At 63.2% G+C, this 15,640-nt stretch carries 19 protein-coding genes and 1 pseudogene; 13 read left to right on the top strand and 7 right to left on the bottom strand.

Annotation, left to right across the window (positions count from 1 at the left end):
- Positions 1-77 precede the first annotated feature (77 nt).
- Together AAFP32_RS08715 and AAFP32_RS08710 are read left to right on the top strand one after the other, a co-directional pair.
- Positions 78-1,055: a heme o synthase gene (locus tag AAFP32_RS08715; protein ID WP_350268797.1), complete on the top strand. Its 978-nt coding sequence runs from the start codon at positions 78-80 to the stop codon at positions 1,053-1,055.
- Between the two features lie 345 nt (positions 1,056-1,400).
- Positions 1,401-1,544, top strand: coding sequence for a hypothetical protein (locus AAFP32_RS08710; protein WP_350268796.1), 144 nt, complete (start codon positions 1,401-1,403; stop codon positions 1,542-1,544).
- A 21-nt stretch (positions 1,545-1,565) separates the two neighbouring features.
- Here AAFP32_RS08710 and AAFP32_RS08705 read toward each other — a convergent pair.
- Positions 1,566-1,688, bottom strand: a pseudogene (locus AAFP32_RS08705) (hypothetical protein); the annotation flags it as partial.
- Between the two features lie 308 nt (positions 1,689-1,996).
- Between AAFP32_RS08705 and AAFP32_RS08700 the strand changes: the two are divergent.
- A complete protein-coding gene (locus tag AAFP32_RS08700) occupies positions 1,997-2,146 on the top strand; it encodes a hypothetical protein (RefSeq protein ID WP_350268795.1) in 150 nt (49 codons plus the stop codon).
- Positions 2,147-2,172: 26 nt separating this feature from the next.
- Here the strand turns inward: AAFP32_RS08700 and AAFP32_RS08695 are convergent, their stop codons facing one another.
- The 3 genes from AAFP32_RS08695 to AAFP32_RS08685 are packed head-to-tail and all read right to left on the bottom strand — an operon-like array spanning position 2,173 to position 4,771.
- Positions 2,173-3,072, bottom strand: coding sequence for a COX15/CtaA family protein (locus tag AAFP32_RS08695; protein ID WP_350268794.1), 900 nt, complete (start codon positions 3,070-3,072; stop codon positions 2,173-2,175).
- 8 nt (positions 3,073-3,080) lie between these two features.
- Positions 3,081-3,812 (bottom strand): ABC transporter permease, encoded by a 732-nt coding sequence (locus AAFP32_RS08690; protein WP_350268793.1) that lies wholly within the window; start codon positions 3,810-3,812, stop codon positions 3,081-3,083.
- A gap of 32 nt (positions 3,813-3,844) precedes the next feature.
- Positions 3,845-4,771: an ABC transporter ATP-binding protein gene (locus AAFP32_RS08685; RefSeq protein WP_350268792.1), complete on the bottom strand. Its 927-nt coding sequence runs from the start codon at positions 4,769-4,771 to the stop codon at positions 3,845-3,847.
- 103 nt (positions 4,772-4,874) lie between these two features.
- Between AAFP32_RS08685 and AAFP32_RS08680 the strand changes: the two genes are divergently transcribed.
- The 10 genes from AAFP32_RS08680 (at position 4,875) to AAFP32_RS08635 (ending at position 13,920) form a co-directional block, all read left to right on the top strand.
- Entirely contained in the window at positions 4,875-5,594 is a 720-nt protein-coding gene (locus AAFP32_RS08680; protein ID WP_101618621.1) for a helix-turn-helix transcriptional regulator, read from the top strand.
- A complete protein-coding gene (sufB, locus tag AAFP32_RS08675) occupies positions 5,591-7,021 on the top strand; it encodes a Fe-S cluster assembly protein SufB (RefSeq protein WP_350268791.1) in 1,431 nt (476 codons plus the stop codon). The genes AAFP32_RS08680 and sufB overlap by 4 nt, the downstream gene beginning before the upstream one ends.
- 34 nt (positions 7,022-7,055) lie before the next feature.
- A complete protein-coding gene (sufD, locus tag AAFP32_RS08670; RefSeq protein WP_009881360.1) occupies positions 7,056-8,231 on the top strand; it encodes a Fe-S cluster assembly protein SufD in 1,176 nt (391 codons plus the stop codon).
- Complete coding sequence (locus tag AAFP32_RS08665) at positions 8,228-8,551, top strand: non-heme iron oxygenase ferredoxin subunit (protein ID WP_009881359.1); 324 nt, start codon at positions 8,228-8,230, stop codon at positions 8,549-8,551. Before sufD ends, AAFP32_RS08665 begins: the two co-directional genes overlap by 4 nt.
- 50 nt (positions 8,552-8,601) lie before the next feature.
- Entirely contained in the window at positions 8,602-9,360 is a 759-nt protein-coding gene (gene sufC / locus AAFP32_RS08660) for a Fe-S cluster assembly ATPase SufC (protein WP_009881358.1), read from the top strand.
- Entirely contained in the window at positions 9,360-10,610 is a 1,251-nt protein-coding gene (locus AAFP32_RS08655; protein WP_009881357.1) for a SufS family cysteine desulfurase, read from the top strand. The genes sufC and AAFP32_RS08655 overlap by 1 nt, the downstream gene beginning before the upstream one ends.
- A 10-nt stretch (positions 10,611-10,620) precedes the next feature.
- Complete coding sequence (gene sufU, locus AAFP32_RS08650; RefSeq protein WP_009881356.1) at positions 10,621-11,088, top strand: Fe-S cluster assembly sulfur transfer protein SufU; 468 nt, start codon at positions 10,621-10,623, stop codon at positions 11,086-11,088.
- A 2-nt stretch (positions 11,089-11,090) separates the two neighbouring features.
- Positions 11,091-11,426 (top strand): metal-sulfur cluster assembly factor, encoded by a 336-nt coding sequence (locus tag AAFP32_RS08645; RefSeq protein ID WP_009881355.1) that lies wholly within the window; start codon positions 11,091-11,093, stop codon positions 11,424-11,426.
- Between the two features lie 209 nt (positions 11,427-11,635).
- Positions 11,636-12,325 carry a ribonuclease H family protein gene (locus AAFP32_RS08640; RefSeq protein WP_420883366.1) on the top strand — a complete coding sequence of 230 codons (690 nt, stop codon included), beginning with the start codon at positions 11,636-11,638 and terminating at the stop codon, positions 12,323-12,325.
- Positions 12,322-13,920: an ABC-F family ATP-binding cassette domain-containing protein gene (locus AAFP32_RS08635; RefSeq protein WP_009881351.1), complete on the top strand. Its 1,599-nt coding sequence runs from the start codon at positions 12,322-12,324 to the stop codon at positions 13,918-13,920. Before AAFP32_RS08640 ends, AAFP32_RS08635 begins: the two co-directional genes overlap by 4 nt.
- A 36-nt stretch (positions 13,921-13,956) precedes the next feature.
- Here AAFP32_RS08635 and AAFP32_RS08630 read toward each other — a convergent pair whose 3' ends face one another.
- Genes AAFP32_RS08630 through AAFP32_RS08620 form a run of 3 tightly spaced genes read right to left on the bottom strand, consistent with a single transcriptional unit; the run spans position 13,957 to position 15,517 of the window.
- Positions 13,957-14,859: an SURF1 family protein gene (locus AAFP32_RS08630; RefSeq protein ID WP_350268790.1), complete on the bottom strand. Its 903-nt coding sequence runs from the start codon at positions 14,857-14,859 to the stop codon at positions 13,957-13,959.
- Positions 14,859-15,071, bottom strand: coding sequence for a hypothetical protein (locus tag AAFP32_RS08625; protein WP_009881349.1), 213 nt, complete (start codon positions 15,069-15,071; stop codon positions 14,859-14,861). Before AAFP32_RS08625 ends, AAFP32_RS08630 begins: the two co-directional genes overlap by 1 nt.
- Positions 15,068-15,517, bottom strand: coding sequence for a DUF3099 domain-containing protein (locus tag AAFP32_RS08620; RefSeq protein ID WP_009881348.1), 450 nt, complete (start codon positions 15,515-15,517; stop codon positions 15,068-15,070). Before AAFP32_RS08620 ends, AAFP32_RS08625 begins: the two co-directional genes overlap by 4 nt.
- Positions 15,518-15,640: the final 123 nt, after the last annotated feature.

Below are 15,640 nucleotides of genomic sequence, written 5' to 3'. Positions count from 1 at the left end.
ATCTGCTCCCGAATTCGCCTTCGAAACACAGCATCCACCGACTGGCAAAATATTCGACAGAGGGTAGAATCGACGACGTGAGTGAACTTCGTCAGAACCAGGACACGCAGAGTGAACGTCCTCTGCAGAGGGCAATCGACGAGGAACGACTCTCAAAACGTCCCCGCTCGATCATCAGTGCCTACATCGCACTGACCAAGCCTCGAGTGATCGAACTCCTGCTGGTGACCACCGCTCCTGTCATGTTCCTGGCTGCACAGGGCATGCCGAATATCTGGCTGGTCATCAACACACTCATCGGCGGCGCAGCAGCCGCAGCCTCTGCTTCGGTCTTCAACTGCTATGTTGATCGCGACATCGACGCGAAGATGGAGCGCACCAAGCACCGTCCGCTCGTCACCGGTGAGATCACACCACGAGCCGCACTCATCTTCGCCTTCGCCTTGGGCCTGGGTTCGATCTTCTGGCTCGGTGGCTTCACGAACTGGGTGACCGCCGGCCTCACCGCCTGCGCGATCCTGCTCTACGCGGTTTTCTACACCCTGATCCTCAAACGCCGCACCACGCAGAACATCGTCTGGGGCGGTGCCGCGGGTTGCATGCCTGTGCTGATCGGTTGGTCTGCCGTCACCGGCGGGCTGTCCTGGGAAGCACTCCTGCTCTTCCTCGTGGTCTTCTTCTGGACCCCGCCGCACTACTGGCCGCTGGCGATCAAATACAAGGCTGACTACGATGCCGCAGACGTTCCGATGCTGCCCTCGAAGGTGCCGCCGACGAACGTCGGTCGCCAAATGATCGCCTACACCTGGGCGATGGTGGCGTGCTCACTGGCACTCATTCCGCTTGCCCCGATGGGTCCCGTCTACACGGGTGTCGCGGTTCTCGCCGGTGCCTGGTTCCTGTTCTCCTGCTATGCTCTCGTCTCCCGTGCGAAGAAGGGCAAGAGCGGAACCTCTCTGCGTGCGATGAAAGTCTTCCACGGCTCGATCACCTACTTGTCACTGCTGTTCCTCGCAGTCGCGATCGACCCATTCGTTCTGCCCGGCTTCTGGTAGACCCAGTCCGGTCACCGGCGGACCTCAGCTCCACATAGCGTCATCTGCTGCAACAGCTCGTTCGCTGTGCACAGCCGCGGGGCATGAGCGCTTGTGCACGGTCTCGGGCAGGCGCATGAAGCTCTCGTCCCGCGATGACGATCTTCTTCATCCTCATCTGCGCCCTGGCCGGAACGTCTTCGGTCATCACCCCGCCGCATTCGATGGTCAGTGAGAGTGCTTCCTTGAGGGTGAAGGTGGGTGCGCGTCCATCTGGCTTTTCACGATCGCCCCCTCGTGCAACCTGCTGGACCCGGTTACCGGAACAGGGGCGCGAGATAACCGCACTGAGTGTCGAGGAGGCCCGTGAGCAGGCGGCACGGGCGCCAGTCCGCGACCATACTTCGGATCCATATGACGAGCGGCGATCTCCACCGCGGCTGCGCCTGCTTCCGATTCGACGTGCTGGCCTTCCTCGGCTACGCGGGCCTCACACACCAGTCGGCATAGGTCGATCTCGACCGGACCGAGCACGGCGAACTCGAAGTCCAGCAGGGCAATGACCTCGCCGTCCCATAGGGCGTTCATCAGGGCGAGATCGCCGTGGTTGACAGACTGCTCGACCAGGGGCGCAGCTCGGAAATAGCCCTCGATGACTTCGTGAAGCCGCGACTGCTGGGCACTGGACAGTCCCAGCGCTATGTTGGCGCGTCCAACTGCCGCGGTGGCATCGCCGAGCGTGGCCGCGAACCTCCGTGGTCACGATCCAGCCGTGTCCTGCGGCAGTGCCCTCCCCGAGGATGCTTGGATGCCCAGCCTCTCTTGGCAGACTATGCACGAGCGCTGCCTCGTGAGTTCGCCGCCGTATTGGGCTGCCACTTCGGCAGCCAAGTCTCGAACGAAGGCTGTATCGGACGGGTCGCGATACTGGTCGAGGGGATGGAGGTTCCTACGCGGTCGCCGTGATCATCGACCTGGCCGGAATCGCTGCAGGCACCGGACCCGCGCGGATGATCGCCGCCTCCCGAGGCCCCGACCGCAAGACGGGCCTACCGGGGGCGATCAACGAATGGCTCGAGCACCTCCTCCCCACTCGGGGTTCCGCAGCCTGAGCAACTCCATCGCCTCCTCGGCGTGGTCAGTGAACCGCGGGCACGGCGTGATCGGCGTTGGTCTGGGTGCTCCTCGGGTAGGCGCTGTCGAGGACGGCAACGCTTGCCGCGATCGTAGCCGAGAGGCCGATCATATGGAATGCCACGAGCACGATGGGCACCCCGGTGAAGTACTGGACGTAGCCGATGATTCCCTGCGCGACCTCGACGGCGAGGAGCACGATCAGCGGTCGAACCATGACGGTGTGCTTCTTGACGGCAAGGACGAGGGAGGTGATGGTCGCGATGACGAGCAGCCAGACCGGGAAGGCATGAGAACGAGTGATCCAGACGTTGTCGAGGCCGTTGCGCGTCGACATCGTCGAACCTGAGTGCGGGCCCGCACCCGTGGTGAGCACGCCGAAGAGTACGACGATCGCGGTCAGGCCGAGGATGATCCAGCCGAGTGCGGGCAGTGGCGACGGTGCCTTGTGGCCCGTGCGCACGCCCGTGTCGTAGGTGCGGCGAACGAAGTACGCGGCGACGCCGACGGCGATGGCCGAGGGGACGAAGTGACCGGCCACGACCCAGGGGTTGAGCTTGGTCCAGACGGTGATCCCACCGACGATGGCTTGGACCGGCACAATTGCAAGGAGACCGAGGTTGAGCCAGAACAGATCCGGCCGTTTCTTCCGGTTCTTCCACAGCATGAGGAAGATGATGACGCCGATGAGGGCCAGGCCCACTGCCAGCAGACGGTTTCCGAACTCGATGACACCGTGGATGCCCATCTCCGGGGTCGTGACAAGCGAATCGGGGGTGCACTTGGGCCAGTCGGTGCAGCCGAGGCCGGATCCTGTGAGGCGGACGATGCCGCCGCTGAAGATGATTCCGCCCTGCGCGATGAGCATGGCCCAGGCAGCGATGCGGATCTTGGTTGTGACCATTTCTCTCCTCATTCGAATCGGAACCACCTGCGTGCTGCAAGCGTTCCCACCAGCCCCCACACGAGGAGCACGATCAGTGCTTTGACATCGAAGCCCGCACCGCCGACGGCCGCGCGCATTGCGTCACCCAAGGCGCCGGAGGGCAGATAGCCCACGACGGTGCCCCATTCTCCCGGATGTGCGATGACGAGTCCGCCCACGCCGGCCATGAGCACCCAGATCAGATTCGCTCCCGCCAGAGTGGCTTCTGCGCGCACTGTACCCGCCATGAGCAAGCCTAGAGACAGCAGTGCCGCGGTGCCAAGCAGCGTGGTCAGGACCAGTGCGAGGGTGTTCACAGGCCCGTTGAAGCCCAGGCCCAGGGCGATGGCAAAAGCAAGCATGAATTGGATGATGACGACGACGATGACGGCGCCGAGCTTGCCCAGGATGAGTCCATTCGTGCCCAGCGGCGTCGTCGCCAGCTGACGCAGGACCCCATAGCGGCGGTCGAAGGCCGTGGCGATCGCCTGGCCGGTGAACGCCGTCGATGCCAGACACAGGCTCAGCGCACCGGGCAGTGCCACGGTGAGCGGATCGGAGCCTGGTGCAACGATCCCGAGACCGCTGAGCAGAGGAGCCTTTGCGAGGAAGATGAGCAATCCCAGCGGCAGGATGAGAGAGAGCAGCAGCTGTTCACCATTGCGGAGGACGGAGATCGTCTCGAACCTCACCTGCGCCATGACACGTCTGGTTCTCATTGCGGGAGCCGGATCTTTCGCGTGGGCTCGGCTCATCGCAGCGGCCTGCCCGTGAGTTCGAAGAACACATCCGCCAGCGACTGTGAGTGCATGTCGAGGTCCGTGATCGCCAGCCCCGCATCGGCGACTGCCGCGCACAGGCCTGCGATCTGCGCGCTGTCGAGGTCCCCGTCGACGACGAGGGCCGGCCCCGCGACCGAGGTGGGGGCGATCGTGTTCATGGTGGCCAGGAGTTCACGAGGAGCTGGCTGTAGCTGCCGGCCCACCGTGATGACGAGGCGGCGTCCGGTGGGAGAGGCGCTGCGCAGGTCCTCGGGCGCACCCTGGGCGATGATGCGACCGCGATCGATGACGACGACCTCATCGGCGAGTTCCTCCGCTTCGGCGAGGTCATGGGTTGTCAGGACAACGGCCACCGAGGCTGCTGCCAGTTCCCGGATGAAATCGTGGACTACGGCCCGGGCCTGAGGATCGAGCCCGGCGCAGGGCTCATCGAGGAAGACCAGCCGCGGTCGGCCGATGAGTGCGGCAGCCAGGGCCACACGCTGCTTCTGCCCTCCGGAGAGGCGCCGGATCGTGCGTGTGGAGAACTCGTGCAGACCCAAAGGGTCGGCGAGTTCATCGACGCTGAGCGGACTGGGATAGAGGGACGCGAGGTGTCGCAGGACCTGGAGCGGTTTCGCGCTCATGGGCAGCCCCCCGTCCTGCAGCATGACGCCGGCGAGCAGCGATGTCCGTGCATGGTTACGGAACGGATCATGGCCGAATATCTCCACGCGACCGGCATCGGGGGCTCTTGTGCCCACAGCGAGGGAGATCGTCGTCGACTTGCCTGCGCCATTGGGACCGAGTACACCGAGGATGGATCCGGTGGCGGCATCGAGGTCGATCCCGTCGACGACGTGGTGCGCGCCGTACGAGTACTGGAGACCACGAATGGTGAGGGCCGATGCTGACACCAGGCCATTCTACGACGCGTCGAATCGGTCCGTGGTTAGGCTCACCTAGTTTTACGAAACAAATTACGCAACAATAGTGTTGTGTTAGTCAAGGAGGTGGAGAATGGCTGCGAACGACACAGAGGATCGCCGTACCCGGGAGAAGGTATTTCGATCTGTGCTCGATGAAGGGCCGATCACTGCCTCGGCGTTGGCGAAGGGGCTTGACCTGACTCCTGCGGCGATTCGTCGTCACATGGATGCATTGGAGAGTGAGGGCCTCATCGAAGTCCGAGAGCTCGCCGGCAAGCAGGCAGGCCGCGGCAGACCGGCCAGACACTACGTGGTCACCTCGCGTGGTCATGGGTCGGTCACCCACTCCTACGACCAGCTGGCAGTCGATATCCTCCGGTTCATGAAGGACCGAGTCGGTCCTGAGGCCGTTGAGGACTTCACCGAGGACCTGGTCGCGAAACTCCGCGACCGCCTCGGCGGGGAACTGGATCGACGGGGAGGCACCACAGTGGCTTCCCGCTCCCGGGGCCTGGCTGCGGCTTTGACCAAGGAGGGATATGCCGCCTCGGCGACACCGGTGGCGGCCGGAACCCCTCTCGAAGCGATGCAGCTGTGTCAAGGGCATTGTCCCATCCAGGCAGTCGCCACCGAGTTCCCCGAGGTCTGCGAAGCAGAGCTTGCGATGTTCTCGGACTACCTGGGCGTCGATGTTCGCCGTCTGTCCTCATTGGCTCACGGCGACCATGTCTGCACCACCCACATTCCGACCTCGGAACTCACCAGACCACTCATCCACAGCAATGATCGACCTCAAGGAGGTTCACGATGACTGACACAGGCAATCGGATCATCGATGCTAACCCCGAGCTCAAAGACCTCGGGCAGTACGCATACGGTTGGCACGACGGAAATGACGCGGGAGAGTTCGCCACTCGCGGACTCTCGGAAGAAGTCGTCCGCAACATCTCGAAGTTGAAGGACGAGCCGGACTGGATGCTGCAGCGTCGACTCAAGGCGCTGAAGCTGTTCGAGAAGAAGCCGATGCCCAGCTGGGGTGCAGACCTCACGGGAATCCACTTCGACGACATCAAGTACTTCGTCCGCTCCACCGAGGGACAGGCCACCTCCTGGGAGGACCTGCCCGAGGACATCCGCAACACCTATGACAAGCTCGGCATCCCCGAGGCGGAGAAGCAGCGCCTCGTCGCCGGTGTCGCCGCTCAGTACGAGTCAGAGGTCGTCTACCACCAGATCAATGAAGAGCTCGAGAAGCAGGGCGTCATCTTCATGGACACCGACACCGGTCTGCGTGAGTACCCGGAGATCTTCGAAGAGTACTTCGGTTCGATCATTCCCTCCGGTGACAACAAGTTCTCAGCGCTGAACACCGCGGTCTGGTCCGGCGGCTCCTTCGTCTACGTCCCCAAGGGCGTCCACGTCGAGATCCCGCTGCAGGCCTACTTCCGCATCAACACCGAGAACATGGGCCAGTTCGAGCGCACCCTCATCATCGCCGACGAAGGCTCGTCGGTGCACTACGTCGAGGGCTGTACAGCACCGATCTACAAGACCGACTCGCTGCACTCGGCAGTCGTCGAGATCGTGGCCAAGAAGGATGCGAAGGTCCGTTACACGACCATCCAGAACTGGTCGAACAACGTCTACAACCTCGTCACCAAGCGTGCCATCGCCGAAGAGGGCGCTTCCATGGAATGGGTCGACGGCAACATCGGCTCCAAGGTCACCATGAAGTACCCGGCCATCTGGCTCACAGGGGAGCACGCCAGGGGAGAGACCCTGTCCGTGGCATTCGCCGGCGAGGGCCAGCACCAGGACACCGGTGCGAAGATGGTTCACGCCGCTCCGAACACCCACTCCTCGATCGTGTCGAAGTCCGTGGCCCGTGGCGGCGGACGTTCCGGCTACCGTGGACTCGTCCACGTGAACCCCGGAGCCAAGGGCTCGTCGAACAACGTCCTCTGTGACGCACTCCTGGTCGACAACATCTCCCGGTCGGACACGTACCCCTACATCGACATCCGCGAGGACGATGTGACTCTGGGTCACGAGGCCACCGTGTCCAAGGTCAGTGAGGATCAGCTCTTCTACCTCATGAGCCGCGGCATGGAAGAGACCGAGGCAATGGCGATGATCGTGCGCGGGTTCGTCGAACCGATCGCTCGCGAGCTGCCGATGGAATACGCCCTCGAGCTCAACCGCCTCATCGAAATCCAGATGGAAGGTGGCGTGGGCTGAGTCAGCCTGCCACCGTCTGCTAAAGGAGTTTTAAGTGACTGATACCACCAATCCGCTGGGCCTTGATGAGCACTCTCATGGCGCCGGCGTCCAGGTTCCCGATTCCAAGCGGGACGCACGTACACGCAGCTTCGATGTCGCCGACTTCCCCGTCCCACACGGACGCGAAGAGGAATGGCGCTTCTCCCCGGTGCGCAAGCTCAGTGATTTCTTCACCGATGCTGCCTCCGAGTCGAAGCTGACCACGAAGGGCGACCTGCCCGAGGGCATCTCCGTCGAGGAGATCTCGCTCGAGGCCGCTCAGGAACTGGGCATCCTCGAACCCGAGGACCGGGCCGCAGTCGTGGCCGCCAACCGCGCCTCGACCGTGACCCACTACTCGGTTCCGGCCAACACCGAACTGAGCGGTGCCGCAATCATCCACGCTGACGGCACCGGCGACGACATCTCCCACGGACATGTCGTCGTCTCGGTCGGCGCGAACGCGAAGGCGACCGTCGTCATCGAGCACGAAGGTCTGGCCCGGCATTCCGAGCTGGTCTCCCTCGTGGTCGGAGACGGCGCCGACGTGACCTTCGTGTCCCTGCAGCTCTGGGACGACGCGTCACAGCACCTGGGCCAGCACGACGCGATCGTGGGCAAGGATGCGAAGCTTAAGCACATCGCCATCAGCCTCGGTGGAGACATCGTGCGCCTGAACACGAACGTGCGCTACTCCGCAGCCGGGGGAGAGGCCGAACTGCTCGGACTCTACTTCGCCGATGCCGGACAGCACTTCGAGCACCGCACCTACATCGACCACAACACGCCGAAGGCCACGTCGAACGTCCACTACAAGGGCGCTCTTCAGGGCAAGGACGCACGCAGCGTCTGGATCGGCGACGTGCTCATCCGCCCCGAAGCTCTCGACATCGACACTTACGAGCTCAACCGCAACCTCATCCTCAGCGATGGTGCGCGTGCCGACTCGGTGCCGAACCTCGAGATCGAGACCGGCGACATCGCCGGTGCGGGACACGCCTCCTCGACCGGACGCTTCGATGAGGAGCACCTGTTCTACCTGATGAGCCGCGGCATCCCCGAGGAAGTCGCCCGTCAGCTCGTGGTCCGCGGATTCTTCAACGAAGTGATCCAGAAGATCCAGGTCCCCGAGATCGAAGAGGTCCTCAACGAGCGAATCGAGGAAGAACTCTCCCGGAGCGTTCTGTGACCATGATCGACGTTGCGGCCGCCGACGAGGTGGCCGCGGGAGCGACGATGCGCATCGAAGTCGACAACTTCGAGATCTGCATCGCCCGCGACTCCGATGGCACGATCCACGCCGTCGACGATCTCTGCACTCACGGCGAAGTATCGCTGGCCGAGGGCGAAGTGGAAGGATGCGCCATCGAATGCTGGCTGCACGGCTCCCAGTTCGATCTCACCTCCGGCAAGCCGCTGAGCCCACCGGCCTTCGAACCGATCGCAGTCTATGACTGCAAGGAGATCGCCGGCCGCATCCTGATTGACCCGAGCACAGTGCTCAATTGACCAGCACGCTCAACTGATCACCACGCTTACCTGAACTGAAAAGGATTGAGATGTCCACTCTGAAAATCACTGACCTGCACGTCAGCGTCAACACCGAAACCGGTCCCAAGCCGATCCTCAACGGCATCAACCTGGAGATCAACTCCAACGAGACCCACGCCATCATGGGCCCCAACGGCTCCGGCAAGTCCACCCTGGCCTACTCCCTGGCCGGTCACCCGAAGTACCAGGTGACCTCGGGCACCGTCACCCTCGACGGTGAAGACGTCCTCGCGATGTCCGTCGACGAGCGTGCCAAGGCAGGCGTGTTCCTGGCCATGCAGTACCCAGTCGAGGTTCCCGGCGTGACCGTGACGAACTTCCTGCGTTCGGCTAAGACCGCAATCGACGGCGAAGCTCCGAAGCTGCGTCACTGGACCAAGGACCTCAAGTCCGCGATGGAGAACCTCCGCGTGGATCCCGAGTTCGCCAGCCGCAACGTCAACGAAGGATTCTCCGGCGGTGAGAAAAAGCGCCACGAGATCCTCCAGATGGAGATGCTCAAGCCCAAGTTCTCGGTCCTCGACGAGACCGACTCCGGCCTCGACGTCGATGCCCTGCGCATCGTGTCCGAGGGCATCAACCGGGTCCGCGAGACGACCGATGTCGGCGTTCTCCTCATCACGCACTACACGCGTATCCTCAGCTACGTCAAGCCTGACCACGTGCACGTGATCATCAAGGGCAAGGTCGCTGAAGAAGGCGGACCGGAACTGGCCGAACGCCTCGAGAACGAAGGCTACGACCGCTTCCTGCAAGCACCGGCCTGATGTTCGCTCGACTTCGGAACGACTTCCCGATCCTGGACACCAGGGTCGGGGAGTCGCCTCTGAGCTATCTTGACTCGGGCGCGACTTCGCAGAAGCCGCAGTGTGTCATCGACACATTCACCGAGTACTACTCGCAGCGCAACGCCGCTGTCCATCGCGGGGCGCATTCGCTCGCGGTGATGGCCACCGACGCGTTCGAGGCCGGCCGGGAAGCTGTGGCCAACCTCGTCGGCGGAACACCGGAACAGGTGTGCTGGACGAAGAACGCCACCGAGGCCCTCAACGTGGTCGCGCTCGGCATCGACCGAGCCAGCCACGGCTTCGGCGGGGAATCCGCGCAGCGCTTCAACCTCGGGTCCGGCGATTCGATCGTCGTGACCGAGATGGAGCACCACGCGAACCTCGTGCCCTGGCAGCAGTTGGCGCACTCGACCGGCGCCACGCTCCGGTGGATTCCCGTCACTGATTCCGGTGAGCTCGACCTCAGTGATCTGGACACCATCGTCGATGAGACCACGAAGGTCTTCGCCTTCACCCATGTCTCCAACGTGCTCGGCACCATCAACCCGGTCGACACACTCGTCGCCCGAGCTCGAGAGGTCGGCGCCCTCGTCGTCCTCGACGCGTGCCAATCGGTCCCGCACATGCCCGTGAACTTCGTTGACCTCGATGTCGACTTCGCGGCCTTCTCCGCGCACAAGGCACTGGGGCCCACCGGCCTCGGCACCCTGTGGGGCAAGTCGGAGCTGCTCAATGCACTGCCCCCGGTCCTGACCGGCGGATCCATGATCACCACGGTGACCATGGAGGATTCAGAGTTCATGGACGCACCACAGCGCTTCGAGGCCGGAACCCAGCCCGTGGCCGAGGTTGCGGCGTTCACCACCGCGGTCAACTACCTCGCCGAGGTGGGCCTGGACAAAATCTTCGACCATGAGCGAGACCTCACCCGAGTTCTCCTCGACGGAATCGCAGAGATTCCCGGCATCACCGTGCTCGGCTCGGCCGAGGACCGGATCGGCACCGTGGCCTTCGACGTCGACGGCGTCCACGCCCACGATGTCGGCCAGTATCTTGATTCCCAGGGCGTCGCGGTCCGGGTCGGTCACCACTGTGCTCAGCCGCTGCACCGGCGTTTCGGCGTCACCGCCACAACCCGGGCGAGCACCTACCTGTACAACAACACCGAGGACTGTGAGCGGTTCCTGACCGCTCTGGCCGAGGTACGTCCCTTCTTCGGCGTTCAGTGAGGTCTCGGTCATGAGCACACAGATGCAGCAGCTCTACCAACAGGTCATCCTCGACCACTCGCGGGAACGGATCGGCAACGCTGATCTGCTCGGAGACATGGCCGCGGGGCCGCACGGCTCCTCGCACCAGATCAATCCCACGTGTGGGGACGAGATCGAACTCGAAACCGAGTTGGGCAGCGACGGCAGCATCGTCGTGCGCTGGACCGGCGACGGGTGCTCGATCTCGATGGCCTCGGCTTCGGTTCTGTCCGAGCTCGCCGAGGAGAACACGCTCGAGGGCATGCTCGATGTCGAAGCGAAGTTCCACGAACTCATGCACTCCCGTGGGACAATGGCAGGGGACGAGGAAATACTCGGCGACGCCGCGGCGTTCTCCGGAGTGTCGAAGTTCCCGGCCAGGATCAAGTGCGCACTCCTGTCCTGGGTGGCGTTCAAGGATGCACTCAACCAAGCCCAAACGTCTCTGAAGGAGTAAGAATGCCCGAAGTGATAGACGCACCGCAGAATGCAAGCATCGACGAGGTGCGCGAAGCGATGATGGATGTCGTCGACCCTGAGCTCGGCGTCAACATCGTCGATCTCGGACTCGTCTACGGCCTCTCAGTCGAAGACGACGGAACCGCCGTCGTCGAAATGACGCTGACCTCAGCGGCCTGCCCGCTGACCGACGTCATCGAGGACCAGACGGCTCAGTGCCTCGAAGGCATCGTGCCGGCCTACCGGATCAACTGGGTCTGGATGCCGCCATGGGGTCCGGAGAAGATCACAGACGACGGTCGCGAACAGATGCGCGCCCTCGGCTTCAACATCTGATCTTCGTCACCTGAGACGTCCCCGCGGGGACGTCGCACCCTCACCTCGCCGAGGTGGGAGCATCGATTCCGGTGCCCCCACCTCGGCGATGTTCGTGAGTACCTGTGTACCGGTCCCGAGCCGGCAGGGGTTGTGCAGATCACCCGCCCTGAACGCGGGGGCACGGGCTCGGCATGAAAGAATGAAGACCGACTTTCCTAGGAGAACCATTGACGATCATCGCGGCCGCAGACGGGTCAGCCCTCGGCAACCCCGGACCCGCCGGCTGGGCTTGGTATGTCGACGATGACTGCTGGCACGCCGGCGGATGGAAAGAATCGACGAACAACCGCGGTGAGCTCATGGCCGTCCTCGACCTGCTGAACTCCACAGCCGACGCCGGTGAGGACCTCAAGGTCTTCTGCGACTCCAAGTACGTCATCAACGCCCTGACGAAGTGGATGCCCGGCTGGAAGCGCAAGGGATGGAAGAAGGCTGACGGCAAGGACGTCCTCAACAAGGATCTCCTCGAACAGCTCGACTCTGCGCTGAAGGGCCGTGAGGTCGAATTCGAATGGGTCAAGGGCCACAGCAATCATGCGATGAACGAGGCCGCCGACGATCGCGCCCGGGCCGCCGCGACCGCCTATCAGGAGAACTCCACGGTTCCCTCCGGGCCCGGATACGTCCCCGCGGGGACGTCGGAGTCGGTCACCGCGCCCTCAGCCGAAGACGATCTGGTTGCAGAAGAGGCTCCGGTCGCAGGTACAGCACCCGTCGCAGACGAGGCCACGACCTTGGTCTCCTGTCGCGTCCCCACTCACATCGCAGACGAACTCGTCTCCCGGGCACAGGCTCAGGGAATCCACCCGCAAGAATTCTTGGCCGACATCATCGGTCGCAGTTTGGAGAATGAATGATTCAGGCATCCGACCTCGAAGTCAACGTCGGCGCCCGTACGCTGATGTCCGAGGTCTCCTTCCGTGTCGACAAGGGCGACCGTGTCGGCCTCGTCGGACGCAACGGTGCGGGCAAGACCACCCTGACGAAGGTGATCATGGGAGGGCACAGCGCCGCGAAGGGCAGTGTCTCCGTGTCGGGATCGGTGGGCTACCTGCCGCAGGATCCCCGCAGCGGCGACCCGCAGGCCACCGGTATGGAGCGCATCCTCTCCGCTCGCGAGCTCGACGTCCTCGTCAAGCGTCTGCGCAAGGCCGAGCACCAGATGGCCTCTCCCGATGAGAACGTTTCGATGAAGGCCATCGACCGCTACCCGCGCATCGAAGCCGAATTCATGGCAGCAGGAGGCTATTCGGCCGAGTCCGAGGCCTACGCCATCGCAGCCAACCTCGGCCTTGACGAAGATCTCATCAATCAGGAGATCGGCACCCTCTCCGGTGGTCAGCGGCGCCGCGTGGAACTGGCCCGAATCCTGTTCTCGGCACCTGACACCATGATCCTCGACGAGCCGACGAACCACCTCGACGCCGAGTCCGTGCTGTGGCTGCGCGACTACCTCAAGGGCTACTCCGGTGGGCTCATCATCATCAGTCACGACCTCGATCTCATCGATGAAGTCGTCAACAAGGTGTTCTTCCTCGACGCGACCCGCCAGACCATCGACATCTACTCGATGGGCTACCGCCTCTACCTCAAGCAGCGTGAAGACGATGAGCGTCGTCGCCGTCGTGAGCGCGCCAATGCTGAGAAGAAGGCCTCGGCACTGACCGCCCAGGCCAACAAGATGATGGCCAAGGCCACGAAGACTGTCGCCGCCCAGCAGATGGCCAAACGCGCCGAACGTCTGCTGTCGGGCCTCGACGCCGAACGCAGCTCCGAGAAGGTCGCGAACCTGCGATTCCCGGCCCCGGCAGACTGCGGACGCGTGCCGTTGACAGCAGAGGGACTCTCACGCAGCTTCGGCTCGACCGAGGTGTTCACCGGCGTCGACCTGGCCATCGACAAGGGCTCTCGCGTTGTCATCCTCGGCTACAACGGTGCCGGTAAGACCACCCTGCTGCGCCTGCTGGCCGGCCTCGACGAACCAGACTCGGGTGAGGTCGTGCCCGGCTTCGGGCTCAAGCTCGGCTACTACGCGCAGGAACACGAAACGCTCGATCTCGAACGCAGCGTGTTGGAGAACATGAAGCGCAACTCGCCGCACCTTGATGACACCGCGGTGCGCAATGTGCTCGGTTCGTTCCTGTTCTCCGGCGATGACGTCCACAAACCCTCGAAGGTGCTCTCCGGTGGCGAGAAGACTCGTCTGGCTCTGGCCACACTCGTGGTCTCCAGCGCCAACGTCCTCCTCCTCGACGAGCCGACGAACAACCTCGACCCGGCCTCGCGTGAGGAGATCCTCTCGGCCATTCGCCGCTATGAGGGTGCCATCATCCTCGTCACCCACGATGAGGGAGCCGTCTCCGCACTCGATCCTGATCGTGTGCTGCTGCTGCCCGACGGTGACGAAGACCTGTGGAACGACACCTACCTGGACCTCGTCACGCTGGCCTGAGGCTCGACCGCTGGCTCAGCTGTGCCGGAAGCGTGCTCAGCTGTGCCTGAAGCGGTCCTCGATGTACTCGTCTTCTTCGGCCTCGGCACGACCGTGCACGCTGGCTGATCTCAATCGGTTGCGGCCGTAGCGGTTGCCGGGCTGCGAGATCTTCGCACCCGCGCCCAGCGCCGCCTTGTCGATCACGACGTACTCGACGTCACCGGTGACCTTCTCGGCAGCCTCGTCGTCGGCTCGTCGCTCACGCCTGGCTGAGATCGACACGGCGATGATGATCATGATGCCGAAGGTGAACCACTGGAGCATGTAGGACAGATGGTTGCCCGGGTCGAGGTCGGGCGCAGGCAGGGGAGTCAGCCCGGACTCATCGGGCAGGCCGTTTCCGGTGTGGACGGCTTCGGCGTAGACATTGTCATAGGCCGAGTCCATGCCGGGGATGCGGGCAGGATCGATGGCCTTGATCAGCCCATCGGGATTCTTATCCTCGGATCCGTCCTGCGCCGGCTGGAGGCGGGCGTTGATGGTCTGCTCACCTGACGGGGCCGGCGGTACCTCGTCGGGTTCCGCGACCCAGCCTCTGACGATCGCGATCGTGTCACCCGAGGTGAGCTCAAACGGGACGACGACGTAGTAGCCGACCTTGTCATTGACCGTGCGGTTGCGGGCGAAGACGGTATCGGATGTCTGGTAGTGCCCGGTCAGCGAGACCTGGCGCCATTCGTCCTCTTCATCGAGCGTTGCCGAGGTGGACGGCAGGATGCTGTCGATGTCGACCGGAGTCGCGGAATAGTTCGCTTTAATCGTGTCGATCTCGTGTTCACGCTGCTCGCGACGATCCTTCTGCCACAGGGCGAGGAAGATGCAGGCAATGACGACGATGATCGTCATCGCGATGTATTTCAGCCACCGTGGGCTGAAGAGGAAGGAATAGCGTGCCATCAACCCGCGTCCTCCGGGATGTCGTCGATGGCGACGTCGCTTTGGTAGAAGCTGCGCAGGGTGAGGAACTCGCGCAGATAGTCGAGATGTTCATCACAGGCCAGCCAGGTCTTACGGCGTTTGGGCATGTGCAGTCTCGGGTTGTTCCACAGGATTGCCCGCGTGGCGTCTGCCCGGCATCCCTTCGCCGAGCACGGGAGCTTCTCGGTCATGCACGATCACCTCGAGTCGGGTCAGTGGGGTCGGCGCTGCCGTCAGCAGACGCAGTGCTGTCAGTGTCGTCGGTGACCGAGCCGTCTGCTTCCCCGGAAACGGTCTCTCCAGGAACGGTGTCACCGGAGATCGTGTCTCCAGAGATCGTGTCTCCGGTGGCCGGCGGCAGCTCGGGCATGGGCGCGTTGTCGATCAAGGCGTTGTCAGAATTGCTGGAGCGTTCCCGGCCGGCATTGGCGAAGATCACGGCGGGGTAGGGGAGGAGCACAGCACCGCCGACGCAGACCCACATCAGCACATGCAGATCCGCCCGGAACATGAAGTAGGCCGCCACGAAGCAGAACGTGCGAATCGCCATGGTGATCGAATATTTGATGATCCGCGACTTCATGTCGTCATCAAGGGCAGTGTCTGCCGTGGTGATCTGCTGCGGGTGCTTGGACATAACCTTCTTCGCTCGATTACTCGTACAAAATCATACTCTTCGTTTGTGTGAGTCGTATCGACGCCCGCCGGTTCACGATAGGTTAGTGACGGTAGGTTTGATCCCCATCGTGGATCAATCTGT

It is taken from the genome of Brevibacterium sp. CBA3109, from assembly GCF_040256645.1.
Classification (GTDB): Bacteria; Actinomycetota; Actinomycetes; order Actinomycetales; family Brevibacteriaceae; genus Brevibacterium; species Brevibacterium koreense.
This window is presented reverse-complemented; position numbering and strand designations above follow the sequence as displayed.